This is a genomic window from Thermaerobacter nagasakiensis, assembly GCF_055396825.1.
Window position 1 is genome coordinate 1,148,216 of sequence record NZ_AP043740.1, and the last position, 13,035, is coordinate 1,161,250.

At 68.9% G+C, this 13,035-nt stretch carries 10 protein-coding genes; 2 read left to right on the plus strand and 8 right to left on the minus strand.

Features of this window, described 5'->3' with window-relative positions; all coding sequences use genetic code 11:
- Nucleotides 1-12: 12 nt before the first annotated feature.
- From ACZ5T9_RS04955 to ACZ5T9_RS04990, 8 genes are all read right to left on the minus strand, one after another.
- Complete coding sequence (locus ACZ5T9_RS04955; protein WP_464834194.1) at nucleotides 13-1,239, minus strand: M20 family metallopeptidase; 1,227 nt, start codon at nucleotides 1,237-1,239, stop codon at nucleotides 13-15.
- Between the two features lie 113 nt (nucleotides 1,240-1,352).
- Nucleotides 1,353-1,907 carry an ECF transporter S component gene (locus ACZ5T9_RS04960; RefSeq protein WP_464834196.1) on the minus strand — a complete coding sequence of 185 codons (555 nt, stop codon included), beginning with the start codon at nucleotides 1,905-1,907 and terminating at the stop codon, nucleotides 1,353-1,355.
- Nucleotides 1,908-1,924: 17 nt separating this feature from the next.
- Complete coding sequence (locus ACZ5T9_RS04965; protein ID WP_464834197.1) at nucleotides 1,925-2,767, minus strand: energy-coupling factor transporter transmembrane component T family protein; 843 nt, start codon at nucleotides 2,765-2,767, stop codon at nucleotides 1,925-1,927.
- Nucleotides 2,754-4,571 carry an energy-coupling factor transporter ATPase gene (locus ACZ5T9_RS04970; protein WP_464834199.1) on the minus strand — a complete coding sequence of 606 codons (1,818 nt, stop codon included), beginning with the start codon at nucleotides 4,569-4,571 and terminating at the stop codon, nucleotides 2,754-2,756. Before ACZ5T9_RS04970 ends, ACZ5T9_RS04965 begins: the two co-directional genes overlap by 14 nt.
- Nucleotides 4,572-4,698: 127 nt before the next feature.
- Nucleotides 4,699-5,265: an ECF transporter S component gene (locus ACZ5T9_RS04975; RefSeq protein WP_464834200.1), complete on the minus strand. Its 567-nt coding sequence runs from the start codon at nucleotides 5,263-5,265 to the stop codon at nucleotides 4,699-4,701.
- A gap of 27 nt (nucleotides 5,266-5,292) precedes the next feature.
- A complete protein-coding gene (locus ACZ5T9_RS04980; RefSeq protein ID WP_464834201.1) occupies nucleotides 5,293-6,135 on the minus strand; it encodes an energy-coupling factor transporter transmembrane component T family protein in 843 nt (280 codons plus the stop codon).
- Nucleotides 6,122-8,119, minus strand: a complete 1,998-nt coding sequence (locus ACZ5T9_RS04985) for an ABC transporter ATP-binding protein (RefSeq protein ID WP_464834202.1) — start codon at nucleotides 8,117-8,119, stop codon at nucleotides 6,122-6,124. Before ACZ5T9_RS04985 ends, ACZ5T9_RS04980 begins: the two co-directional genes overlap by 14 nt.
- Nucleotides 8,120-8,282: 163 nt before the next feature.
- On the minus strand, nucleotides 8,283-9,539 hold the full coding sequence (locus ACZ5T9_RS04990; RefSeq protein WP_464834204.1) for an allantoate amidohydrolase: 1,257 nt from the start codon (nucleotides 9,537-9,539) through the stop codon (nucleotides 8,283-8,285).
- Nucleotides 9,540-9,957: 418 nt separating this feature from the next.
- Here ACZ5T9_RS04990 and ACZ5T9_RS04995 point away from each other — a divergent pair, with 418 nt between their 5' ends.
- Together ACZ5T9_RS04995 and ACZ5T9_RS05000 are read left to right on the plus strand one after the other, a co-directional pair.
- The gene (locus ACZ5T9_RS04995) at nucleotides 9,958-11,331 is read left to right on the plus strand and encodes a dipeptidase (protein ID WP_464834206.1); all 1,374 of its coding nucleotides are present in this window, start codon (nucleotides 9,958-9,960) and stop codon (nucleotides 11,329-11,331) included.
- An 80-nt stretch (nucleotides 11,332-11,411) separates the two neighbouring features.
- Nucleotides 11,412-13,010 carry an ABC transporter substrate-binding protein gene (locus ACZ5T9_RS05000; protein ID WP_464834207.1) on the plus strand — a complete coding sequence of 533 codons (1,599 nt, stop codon included), beginning with the start codon at nucleotides 11,412-11,414 and terminating at the stop codon, nucleotides 13,008-13,010.
- The last annotated feature ends 25 nt before the right edge of the window (nucleotides 13,011-13,035 follow it).

The following is a 13,035-nucleotide window of genomic DNA, read 5'->3' on the forward strand; positions in this document are numbered from 1 at the left end:
GCCCCGCCACCCCTACCGCGGTGTCGACAGGAAGATCATGGCCGCCGCTGCATACAGGCGGGCCGTCTCGATCAGCTCGGGGATGTCCACGTACTCGTCCACCTGGTGGGGGACTTCCCGCTTCCCGGCACCGAAGGTGACGATGGGAATCCCCTTCCAGGCCCAAAGGAACGTCCCGTCGGTGGCCCCGGGAACGCCGTTGTACTGCGGCTCGCGGCCCGTGACCAGGCGCACCGCCTCGGCGGCAGCCCGGACGACGGGGTCGTCGGGCGGGGTGTAGGTACACGGGCGGTCGTCGATGACCGCCGTTTCCACGCGCAGGCCCGGCACCTTGTCCGCCTCCTCGCGGGCGATGGTCAGGACGGCCTCCTTCAGAAACCCGTGGTCCTGTCGCGGGGTGGTGCGAACGTCCAGCGTGACGTACGCCTGGTCGGGAATGACGTTGATCTGCGGCTCACCGCTGGGCGGCGCGAGGAAGATGGTGGGGGTGATGCTCGGCCAGCCCACCAGCGGATCCTCCCCGTGGCGTGCGCCCTCGCTTCGCTCCAGCTCGGCCAGGCGGGCGACCATCCGGCATACCGGGGTGATGGGGTTGATCCCCGCCTGGGGCATGGCACCGTGGGCCATCTTGCCGTGGGCCCGGATGCCGATGCGCAGTGCCCCCTTCTGGGCGATGCAAAGCTGGTTCTCCTCGGGCTCGCAGATGATGGCGCCGTCGACCTCGTCGCACCAGCCGGACTCGATCATCTTCTTGATGCCGATCATCAGGCCTTCTTCGTCGACGGGGACCGCCAGCAGGATCCGCCCCCCGAAGTCTGCGGCGGCGTCCTTGATGGCCTTGAGCGCCACCATGCCGGCCGCCAGGTTCCCCTTGGTATCGCAGGCCCCCCGCCCGTAGATGCGGTTGTCCACCACCACCCCTTCAAAAGGCGGGTAGGTCCAGAGGCTTGCGTCGCCCTCCGTCACCACGTCGCTGTGCGCCTCGAACAGGAGGGTCTTCCCCTCCCGGGTGCCGCACAGTTCGGCCAGGACGTTGGGGCGCCCCGGCGCCGCCTCTTCGACGCGGACGGAAAAGCCCCACGCCTCAAGGAGCTCGGTCACGTAACGGGCCACGCCGGCCTCGGCCGTTCCCCGTTCGGGCCGGTAGACGCTGTCGATGCGGATCAAGGAGCGGGTGAGCTCGACCAGTAACTCGGCATCCACGTATCGCAACACGCGTTCCACGATCCCGGGTTCCACCCCATGACTTCCTCCCTGGCGCTGGCGCGATACAAACCCGGATCTCCATTGTGAGGCAAAGGGGCAGGCGAGGCACCCAGGCGGGCGGCTCACCCACCCCCGCTCTATTCCCCTCACACCCTTCGGGCCCGCTGTACCCGGCCCGCGTCGAGCCGCTTCCAGGGCACAGCCACGGCATAGGTGACGATGGCGGCGACGATGATTTCCGGGATGCCGTGGGTGACCCCGACGGTGAGGGCGACGTTGGCCGGCAGGTACCCGCGCAGGGTGGCCATCGTTAGGACCAGGACCGTGTTCGTCAGGGTCCCGACGGCCGCCGCGGCACCCAGGGCCAGCCACTCGTTTCGCCGCAGGGCGGCGTAGGCGTAGTAGGCCGTGATGCCGATGAAGATGCGCGGCAGGATGGCCACCAGCGGGTCCATGAAAAGCGGCTGCGTGGCGTTGACGAGGCTGAAGATGCCAAAGATCGTGCCGATGATGGCACCCACCAGCGGGCCTTCCACCACCGCCCCGATGATGGCCGGGACATGCATGATGGTGGCGTTGACGCCCGTCGGCATCGGGATGAACCCGAGCCGCGTGAGCCCCAGCAGAATGGCGACGGCAGCCAGCACCCCCGCGATGACGATCTTCCGTACCGACAGGCTGTAGTTGGACAAGGTGTTCACCCCCTTTCCGGATGACTTTAAAACGGGAACCTCGCGACCAGCACCAGCACGGATACCGCGAGGCTGCATAGGACTGCCACCGCGTCCCGCCACGTGGTCTTGAGCTCGACCAGCGCGGAGCGATCCTGCCCCCCGACGTAACCCCGGGCCTCCATGGCCAGGACCAGTTCCTCCGCCCGCTCAAGGGCGATGGTGAACAGGGGCACCAGCAGGGGAAGGATGCTCACCGTCCGGCGCACGAAGTTGAACCGGCCACCGGCCCCGAAGTCGGCTCCCCGTGAGACCTGGGCCTTCATGATCCGCTCCAGTTCCTGGGCGAAGGTCGGCACGAACCGGAGGGCGATGGTCACGATCAGGGCCAGCTCGTGGGCGGGTACTCGCAGCCGCCGGAAGGGGCGCAAGAGCCCCTCGATGCCGTGGGATAGCTCGGTGACGGCGGTGGAAAATGTCACCACACTGGCCAGGAGGATCAGTTCGATCAGCCGGAAGAAGGACACGACGATGGCTTTGACGGTGGCCTGGGTGATCACGACGAACCCGTATTCCCACAGCACGGGGCTCGACGGGTCGATGCTCCGGCCGAAGAACAGCAGCTGGATGAGGGCCAGGATGATCAGGAAGGGCAGGGCAGGGCGCACGCCGCGCAGGGCGTAGCCCAGGGGAATGCGCGCCAGGGTAAGGATTCCTGCCAAGACCAGCAGCAGCACCGCGTGCCCAGCGTAGCTGGCGTTGGCCGTGATGGCGACGATCAATACGGTCGCGGACAGCAGCTTGGCCCGCGGGTCCAGCCGGTGGATCACCGACCCGGTGGGTAGGTACTGCCCGATGGTGACGTTGCGAAGGAGGTCAAACTCCTGCACGGTTCTGCGCCTCCTGAGGCACCGTCAGGACCCGGGCGATGGCTTCCGCCACCTCGTGGGGGTGAATGGCACCGGCGTGAATGGGAAGGCCGGCGGCCCGCAGCTCGTGGGCCACCCGGCACGCTGGGGGTACGTCGAGCCCCGCCGCTTCCAGGGCCGCCGGGTGGGCGAAGAGCTGGCGGGGCGTCCCGTGCAGGGCGACACGACCGCCCACCATGACGTAGGCATAGTCGGCCAGGCGGGCGACCTCGTCCAGGTTGTGGCTGACCAGGACCACCGTCAGCCCTTCCCGCTCCCGCAGCTCGGCCAGGATCGACAGGAGTTCGTCGCGGCTCTGCGGGTCCAGGCCCGCCGTCGGTTCGTCCAGTACGAGGATTTCAGGTCGCAAGGCCAGCACGCCGGCCAGGGCCACCTTGCGGCGCTGGCCGCCGCTGAGGGCGAAAATGGGCCGGTCCCGGAAGGTCTCGAAGTCCAGGCCGACGACGCCCAGGGCCCAGCGCACCCGCTCACGCAGCGCCTCACCGCGGAGGCCGTACTTGTACGGGCCGAAGGCCACGTCGTCCCCCACGTACCGTTCGAACAGCTGGTCCTCCGGCCGCTGGAAGACGATGCCCACGCGCCGGCGCAGGGCGCGCACGTCGACCCGCGGGTTCGCCAGGTCGAAGTCCGCCACCCGGACCCGGCCCTTGTGGGGCCGCAGCAGCCCGTTGAAGTGCTGGATAAGGGTGGACTTGCCGGACCCCGTCTGGCCGATGATGGCCACCACCTCGCCGGCGCCCACGGCCAGCGACACGTCCTCCAGGGCCCGGTGCTCGAGCGGCGTTCCCCGCATGTAGTCGTGGGTCAATTCCTCGACCTCAAGAATGGGATCCTGGATGCGGCGCCCCGGCAAGTCCCGTGGCGGGAGTGCAACGTGCGGGGGTGCAACGCGGGTCCCAGTTCCGTCGGCACGGCGCAGAACGGCGTGCACAAGGTCTTCGACGGTCATGACGCCGGTGGGGAAACCGGGAACGGCGCTGGCGACCTGACGGGCGATGGCCACCGTCGGGGGGACGGCCAGGCCGAATCTCTTGATGCGGTCCGGTTCGACCAGCACGGTGTCCGGCGCGCCGTCCGCCGCGATTCGCCCGTGGTGAAGGATCACGACCCGGTCCGCCAGGGCCGCCTCGTCCATGTGGTGAGTGACCTGGATGACCGTCACTCCCGCCCGGTGCAGCCGGTGCAGGATCTCCATGACGCTGTGGCGGCCGCTGGGGTCCAGCATGGCGGTGGCCTCGTCGAAGATCACCGCCCGCGGCTTCATGGCCAGCACGCCGGCGATGGCCACCCGCTGCCGCTGTCCGGCCGACAGCAGATGGGGAGGCCGCAGCGCCGCCGCGGCCATGCCGACCCAAGCCAGCGCTTCCTCCACGCGCCGCTGGATCTCAGACCGCGGGATGCCCAGGTTCTCGGGGCCGAAGGCGACGTCTTCTCGGACAATGGTGGCCACGATCTGGCTGTCGGGGTTTTGGAAAACCATGCCGACCGTAGCCCGGATGTGTTTCCGCAGCGTGGGATCCCCGGTGACCAGCCGGGTGTCGTGGCCGGCGACGTAGACGGTGCCCGCAGTGGGGAGAAGGAGCGCGTTGAAGTGGCGGGCCAGGGTGGACTTGCCGCTACCGTTGGACCCGACGATGGCTACGTGCTCCCCGGCCTCGATCCGCAAGGACACGCCCGCCAGCGCCTGTACCGGCGCGGCCAACCGTGCGGAGTAGGCGAAGTCCACGTCCTGGGCTTCGATGAGATATCGGGTATTTGAGTTCATGGCGTCACCGCCAACCCGCAGCCGCCCCCCAGTTAAGGGGATCCGTTTCGCATTCGACACGCCAACTCCTTCGTACAACTTGACACGGCCGCAGCCGACAGAGTGACGCTCGGGTAGGTCGGGGCGGTTAGGAGCGTCGCGGCTGCCCCCCATCGAGCCGCTTCCACGGCACGGCCACGGCGTAGGTGACGATGGCGGCCACGATGATCTCCGGGATGCCGTGGGTCACCCCTACGGTGAGGGCGACGTTGGCGGGCAGGTAGCCCCGCAGGGTGGCCATGGTCAGCACCAGGACCGTGTTCGTCAGGGTCCCCACCGCCGCCGCGACCCCCAGGGCCAGCCACTCGTTCCGCCGCAGGGCGGCGTAGGCATAGTAGGCCGTGATGCCGATGACGATCCGCGGCAGGATCGCCACCAGCGGATCCATGAACAGGGGCTGGGTCGCGTTGACCAGGCTGAAGATGCCGAAGATGGTGCCGATGATGGCGCCCACCAGCGGGCCCTCCACCACGGCACCGATGATGGCCGGCACGTGCATGATGGTGGCGTTGATCCCCGTCGGCATCGGGATGAAGCCGAGCCGCGTCACGCCCAGCAGGATGGCGACGGCGGCCAGCACCCCGGCGACGACGATCCGCCGTACCGACAGGCTGTAATTGGACGGGCGGGTGTTGGACGGGCCGAAATCGGTCATTGAAACTTACCTCCTTTCCGGTCCCTGTCAAAAGGGAAACGGTACCAGAAGAACCACCAGGGCGACCATCAGGCTGAGGGCCACCGCTGCCCCGTCCCGGGCCGTGGCCCGCAGCTCGATCAGGGCCGAGCGGTCCTGGCCGCCCACGTAGCCCCGCGCCTCCATCGCTAGGGCCAGTTCTTCCGCCCGTTCCAGGGCGATGGTGAACAGCGGCACCAGCAAAGGCAGCATGCTCACCGTCCGGCGGACGAAGTTGAACCGGCCGCCCGATCCGAAGTCGGCACCGCGGGAGACCTGAGCCTTCATGATCCGCTCCAGCTCCTGGGCGAAGGTGGGCACGAAGCGCAGGGCGATGGTGACGATCAGGGCCAGCTCGTGCGCCGGAACCCGCAAGGGCCGCAAGGGGCGGAGCAGCCCCTCGAGGCCGTGGGCCAGTTCGGTGACCGCGGTGGTGAAGGTCACCGTGCTGGCCAGCAAAATCAGCTCCACCAGGCGCAGGAAGGAGACCGCGATGGTCTTCACCGTGGCCTGGGTGATGACCACGAACCCGTACTCCCAGAGTACGGGGCTTGACGGGTCCAGGCTCCGGCCGAAGAACAGCAGCTGGATCGCGGCCAGGATGACGAGAAAGGGCAGGGCAGGCAGGACGCCACGCAGTGCGTAGCCCAGCGGGATCCGCGCCAGGGCCAGGATGGCCGCCAGAACCAGGAGCAGCAGCCCGTGGCCCGTGTAGCTGGCGTTGACCGTGATGGTCACCAGCAGGATGGTGGCGCAGAGCAGCTTCGCCCGGGGATCCAGCCGGTGGATCACCGACCCCGTGGGCAGGTACTGGCCGATGGTGATGTTGCGCAGCAGGTCAAACTCCTGCACGGCCGTGGGCCTCCTCGGGCACCGTGAGCAGCCGGGTGATGGCTGCGGCCACCTCCTGGGGGTGGATGGCCCCGGCGGGTACCGGCAGCCCGGCGGCCCGCAACCGGTGGGCCACCTGGGCCGCCGGCGGCACGTCCAGCCCCAGGGCTTGCAGGGCCGCGGGGCGGGCGAAGAGGGACCGGGGCGTGCCGTGAAGGACCACCCGGCCCCCCGCCAGCACGTAAGCGTAGTCCGCCAGGCGGGCCACCTCGTCCAGGTCATGGCTGACCAGCACCACCGTCAGCCCCTCCCGCTCCCGCAGCTCGGCCAGGATGGCCAGCAGCTCCACGCGGCTCTGGGGATCCAGGCCGGCCGCCGGCTCGTCCAGGACCAGGATCTCGGGGCGCAGGGCCAGCACGCCCGCCAGGGCCACCTTGCGCCGCTGGCCGCCGCTGAGGGCGAAGACGGGCCGGTCGCGGAAGGTGTCAAAGTCCAGGCCCACCACGTCCATGGCCCACCGGACCCGCTGGCGCAGGGCATCGCCGCGCAGGCCGTACTTGTAGGGGCCGAAGGCCACGTCGTCGCCTACGAAGCGTTCGAACAGCTGGTCCTCCGGCCGCTGGAAGAGGATGCCCACCCGCCGGCGCAGGGCCCGCAGGTCCGCCCGGGGGCTGGCCAGGTCGATGCCGGCCACCCGGACCCGGCCCCGCTGGGGCCGGAGCAGGCCGTTGAAGTGTTGGATCAGGGTCGACTTCCCCGAGCCCGTCGGGCCGATGATGGCCACCACCTCGCCGGCGCCGGCGGCCAGGGAAACCCCGTCCAAAGCCCGGTGGGCGAGGGGCGTACCCGGCAGGTAGTCGCGAGCCAGATCTTCCACCAGGATGACGGGGTCCGGCAGGTGGCGGCGCCCACCGGGGGCCCCGCCATGGGGTTCCGCCGACGTCGGGGCGGGTTCGCCCGGCTGCCCGCCGCCAGCGGCCTGGTAGGCCCCCTGGGGGGCCCTGCCGGCACCGCCGGTTGCTCCGGTTCCCCCCAGCCAGGGGGATGTCCCCGTCCAAGGGGCTGCGTTGAAGGCAGCGCCACTGGGGGTGCCCCCGCGAGGCGCTTCACCGTTCGGGGTTGTCAAATGGGCTGTCGTCAATCCGGCCCGGGAAGCGGCTCGCTCCAGCACGGCCTGGACCAGTTCGTCGACGGTCAGCACCCGGGCGGGAAAGCCCGGCACAGCCCGGGCCACCTGGCGGGCGATGGCCACCGTGGGCGGCACATCCAGGCCGTAACGCTGCAGCCGCTCGGGTTCGACCAGCACGGTGCCCGGCGGGCCATCGGCTTCCACCCGCCCCCGGTGGAGGAGCACCACCCGGTCCGCCCGGGCGGCCTCGTCCATGTGGTGGGTGACCTGGATCACCGTCACCCCGGCCCGGTGCAGCCGGTCAAGGATCGCCATGACGCTGCGGCGGCCGGCGGGGTCCAACATGGCCGTGGCCTCGTCGAAGATCACCGCTCGCGGCCGCATGGCCAGGACGCCGGCGATGGCCACCCGCTGGCGCTGGCCGGCCGACAGCAGGTGGGGCGGGCGCAGGGCAGCCGCTTCCATCCCGGTCCAGGCCAGGGCTTCGGCGACCCGCCGCTCGATCTCCGCCCGCGGGACGCCCAGGTTCTCGGGGCCGAAGGCCACGTCTTCCCGCACGATGGTGGCCACGATCTGGCTGTCGGGGTTCTGGAAGACCATGCCCACGGTGGCGCGGACCTGCTTGCGCAGGGCGGGGTCGGCCAGCACGTGGCGCGTGTCGCGCCCGTCCACCAGGACGGTTCCGGCGGTGGGCAGGAGCAGGGCGTTGAAGTGGCGGGCCAGGGTGGACTTGCCACTGCCGTTGGAGCCGACCACGGCCAGGTGCTCGCCCGGCTCGATGCTGAGGGACACGCCGGCCAGGGCTTGAACCGGCGCGGCCAGCCGCTCGGAGTAGGCGAACTCCACGTCCCGGGCTGCAATGTGGTGTCGCGTCATGGAATGCATACTTTAATTATGGAATGGCACCCCGTGTTCTGCCCCCGGATGGCTGAAACAGTTTGCACCATCGGGACCAACTCCTGCGGCGCGACGGGATGCAGGGGCAGGGGTCGGCCACGGGGCGCAAGCCGGGTGGGGCTCGTGGTGCCGGGGCTCCCTCTCAGGGGAGGATGCGGTCCAGGTATTGAAGGGCAACGGCCAGCACCTGGGTACCGCGGGCCACGTCGTCGGGAGAAGACCACTCCTCCGGGCAGTGGCTGAGGCCCCCGCGGCAGGGGATGAAGAGCATGCCCATGGGAGCGATGCGCGCCAGGTGCATGGCGTCGTGCCCGGCGCCGCTGGCCAGGTGCAGCACCGGATAGCCCAGCTCGTGGGCCGCGACCTCGAGGGCCTCCATCACCTGCGGGTCGGCCGCGGCTCCCTCGGCCCGTCCGAGGCAGCGGCTGGACCACTGCACGCCGCGAGTGCGGGCGATCCGCTCGATGGCGGTGCGGATGTCGGCCCAGGCCTGCGCCAGCCGCCGCGGGTCGTGGCTGCGCACGTCGACCGTGAGTTCGACTCGTCCTGGTATCACGTTGACGTTGTTGGGTTCGATGAGCAGGCGGCCGGTGGTCGCGACGCAATGGCCGCCGGTGGCAAGCTCACGGCCCGTACGCTCGACCGCCAGGATGACCTCTGCAGCCGCCGCCAGGGCATCACGCCGCAGTTCCATGGGAGTCGTCCCCGCATGGCCCGGTTGGCCCTCCAGGGTCACGCTGTGCCACTCCATGCTGGCGATGGCGGTCACGAGCCCGATGGGTACACCGCGCTGCTCCAGCACGGGCCCCTGCTCGATGTGCAGCTCCACATACGCCGCGACATCGCCCGGCCGGCGCAGGGGAGCGGAGAGGCTGCGGGGTTCCCCGCCCATGCGCCGGATGCCCTCGGCCAAGGTTTCACCGGCCGGGTTGACCTCTGCCAGCATCTCCGGCGCGAGGCCTCCGGTCAGCGCCAGGCTGCCGATGCAAGAGGGTCCGTAGTCGCTGGGTTCCTCCGCGAGGAAGTCGACAACCTCTACCGGGTGGCGCAGCCGTACCCCTGCCTCCCGCAGGGCGCGCACCGCCTCTAGGGCGCCGAGGACGCCGGCCACCCCGTCGAACCGCCCTCCATCGAGGACGGTGTCGGTGTGCGATCCCAGCATCAACGGCGACCGCCCTGGCTCGGTTCCCTCCCACCGGCCGATCAGGTTGCCACCCGCGTCGACGCGAACCGCCAGGCCCGCCTCCTGCATGCGGGCGGCGAGCCAGCGCCGGCCCGCCTGGTACACCTCCGTGAACGCGCGGCGGGTGTATGGTCGGTCCGGTTCCGTGAAGGCGGCAAGTTGCATGATGTCGGCCCAGAGCCGCTCGGTGCGTACCGTCGGGCGTGACCCCGGCACCGTGTTCACGTCTCCCTTCGCCCACATGGGGTTCTTCGATCTGGTTCCTGCGATCAACACCTTTCCTTCGACCTGTGCTGTACAGGACACCTTCCGGTACGGAATGCCTCCCGTCGTCCCGGCCGGTCAGGAACCCCCGCACCTCGCCAGCAGGAATTGCTGAATCTACAGAGTATGACTTGTGAAACAACAACATGCCCCCACTTTGTTTCGAAATATGAAACCATCTAGGGAAATATTGGCGAGAAGCGGATGTATCGCACAACAACCTGCATACCGGCAAGCAGGCATGATGGCAGCCGGTGTGAATGCCCCATTCCGGGCGCTGTTGGCCGGCCGCCGTCCCTGCCCGGGGAATCCTTGCCGACGGCTTGTTAGGACGAGGCAACCCTGACCTGACGACGAGGAGGTCGCGACCATGGCGTCCTGGCAGCATTATCTGGATGACCACCGCAGCCGGTTCCTCGAAGACTACCTCGAGTTACTGCGCATCCCGAGCATCTCCGCTCTGCCCGAACACGCCCAGGACGTACGGCGGGCGGCGGAATGGGTCGCACGCCGGCTTGAGGCCGCGGGCCTTGAGGGCGTGCGGGTGATGGAGACCGGCGGGCACCCGGTGGTGTATGGCGAGTGGCTGCACGCGCCGGGCAAGCCCACCGTGCTGATCTATGGCCATTTCGATGTGCAGCCCGTCGACCCGCTCGAGCTGTGGTCGAGCCCGCCCTTCGACCCGTCGATTCGGGATGGCCGGGTCTACGCCCGGGGTGCCTCCGACAACAAGGGCAACTTCATCCTGGCGGTGTTCGCCGTCGAGGCGCTGCTGCGCGGCGAGGGCCGGCTGCCCCTGAACGTCAAGTTCTTCCTAGAGGGGCAGGAGGAGATCGGCAGCCCCCAGCTGCCTGCCTTCATCGCCCAGCACAAGGACCTTCTGGCCTGCGACCTGGTGATCAGCACCGACGGCGCCAACTGGGCGGAGGACCAGCCCTCCTTGTCCGTCGGCTCCCGCGGCCTCTGCGCGCTCCAGATCGACGTGCAGGGTGCGAGCAGCGACCTCCACTCCGGTCTCTACGGCGGCACGATCCAGAACCCCATCCACGCCCTGGTCCGGCTGCTGGACTCCATGCGCAGCCCGGACGGGAAGATCCTGGTCGAGGGCTTCTACGACCGGGTGGCGCCCCTTTCCTCCGAGGAACGGGAGATGCTGGCCCGCATCCCCTTCGACGAGGAGGCCTACGCCCGGAACCTGGGCGTGCCCGCGACCTTCGGCGAGCCCGGCTACACCACCCTGGAGCGGGCCTGGATCCGTCCCACCCTGGAGATCAACGGGATCTGGGGCGGCTTCCAGGGCGAGGGCACCAAGACCGTCCTCCCCAACGAGGCCCACGCCAAGATCTCCTGCCGCCTCGTGCCCGACCAGGACCCGGAGGAGATCATCGCCTGCATCAAGGCCCACGTGGAGCAGAACGCCCCGCCGGGCGTGCGGGTGACCGTGCGCCCCTTCCCCGGCAGCGCGCACCCCTACGTGGTGCCGCCGGACCTGCCCGCCCTGCGGGTGGCCCGCCAGGTGCTGGCCGAGGTGTACGGCAAGGAGCCCTACCTGATCCGTACGGGAGGAACCGTACCCGTCCTGGCCCTGTTCCTCGCCCACCTGGGCGCCCACACCATCACCGTGGCCTTCGGTGTCGAGGACGAGCGGTTCCACGCGCCGGACGAGTTCTTCCGCCTGGAGAACTTCGACCGCGGGCAGCGGGGGTATGTCCGGTTGCTGCAGCGGCTGGGCGAGGAGGCCTGACCCCCAGGCCCTGGCATCACCGGCTCCAGGCCGCGTAACGTGTCGTCAAACCCATCGTGTCGTGCGAGGAGGGAAGCCGGATGCGTTCGCTGAGGCGCATGCCATTCATCGCACTTGCCGTCGTCCTGGTCGCCGCTCTGCTGCTCTCCGCCTGCTCGGGCGGCGGGGCCGCTCCGTCCGGGAGCTCCGGGGGCGGGTCCGGCAGCAGTGCGGATGGGGACAAGACCTTCCGCATCGCCGTGGGCATCGATCCCGATACGCTGGATCCCGCCGGCATGACCACCACCACCGTGGCCAACATGGTGGACTACATCGTCGAGACGCTGGTCAAGATCGACAAAGACGGGAATATCCAACCGGCTCTGGCGGAGTCGTGGCAGGTGGCTCCCGATGGCCGGTCGATCACCTTCAAGCTGCGGCAGGGAGTCAAGTTCCAGGACGGCACGCCGTTCAACGCCGAGGCCGTCAAGTTCAACATCGAGCGGATCCTGAACCCCGACGTGCGGATGCCGCTGCGGGCGAGTTACGCGGTGATCCAGGGCGTGGAGGTACAGGATGAGTACACCGTGACCCTCCAGCTCAAGGAGCCTGCGCCGTACCTGCTGGGCGCTCTCACCTACACCGCGGCCGGGATGATCTCGCCGAATTCCGTCAACGAGCACGGCAACAGCATGACGGCTTATCAGCACCCGGTGGGCACGGGTCCATACGTCTTGAAGCAGTACACCAAGGGCAGCCAGCTCGTCCTGGAGAAGTTCCAGGACTACTGGGGCGAGAAACCCTATTATGACCAGGTCGTGTTCCAGATCGTGCCCGAGGCGGCGACCCGGGAGAGCCTCCTGCTCGCCGGTCAGGTGGACATGATCATCTTGCCGCCGACCTCCGACATTCCCGCGTTGCAGAAGAACTCGAAGGTCAAGGTCCTGCTCGCGCCCAGCGACCGGACGATCTTCGTCGCGATCAACACCCAGCACCCGGCGCTGAAGGACAAGCGGGTGCGTCAGGCCCTTAACTACGCGGTGAACAAGGAAGAGATCATCAAGAACGTGCTCTTCGGCGCCGCAGACGTCATGGACGCGCCCATGGCCAAGCCGCTCTTGGGGTATTGCCAGACGGGTCCTTACCCGTACGACCCCGAGAAGGCCAAGCAACTGCTGCAGGAGGCCGGGGTGACGAACCTGGAGCTGAAGTTCGTCACGCCGACGGGGCGGTACTTGCAGGACTACCAGGCCGCCCAGGCCATCGCCAACTTCTTGCAGCAGGCCGGCGTCAAGACGACCCTGTCAACCATGGACTGGCCGACCTACACCGCCACGGTGCAGGTACCGCCCGAGCAGGCGACGGTGCAGCTCCACATCCTGGGCTGGGCACCGACCTTCATGGACGCCCAGCAGCAGATGCTGCAGTTCACCAAGGACAACCACCCGCCTAAGGGCCTGGCGTCCTCTTACTACACCAACCCGCGGGTGGAGGAACTGGTGGCCCAAGCCAACCGCGAGGTCGACCAGGCGAAGCGCGAGCAACTGTACTGTGAGGCGGCCAAGATCATCTGGGAGGACGCGCCCTGGATCTTCCTCTGGGTGCAGCGGTTCCCGATCGTACACTCGGCCGAGGTGACCAACATCTCGTACCTGCCCAACGAGAAGTTCGATGCCATCTACGCGCGGCCGGTTCAGTGACGGGTATGCGGGAGGGGGCCGCCTC

Bases quoted from the DNA above. Each gene is read 5' to 3' on its own strand.
- ACZ5T9_RS04970 (WP_464834199.1), bottom strand. From the start codon at position 4,571: ATGAACTCAAATACCCGATATCTCATCGAAGCCCAGGACGTGGACTTC.
- ACZ5T9_RS04975 (WP_464834200.1), bottom strand. From the start codon at position 5,265: ATGACCGATTTCGGCCCGTCCAACACCCGCCCGTCCAATTACAGCCTG.
- ACZ5T9_RS04985 (WP_464834202.1), bottom strand. From the start codon at position 8,119: ATGACGCGACACCACATTGCAGCCCGGGACGTGGAGTTCGCCTACTCC.
- ACZ5T9_RS04995 (WP_464834206.1), top strand. From the start codon at position 9,958: ATGGCGTCCTGGCAGCATTATCTGGATGACCACCGCAGCCGGTTCCTC.
- ACZ5T9_RS05000 (WP_464834207.1), top strand. From the start codon at position 11,412: ATGCGTTCGCTGAGGCGCATGCCATTCATCGCACTTGCCGTCGTCCTG.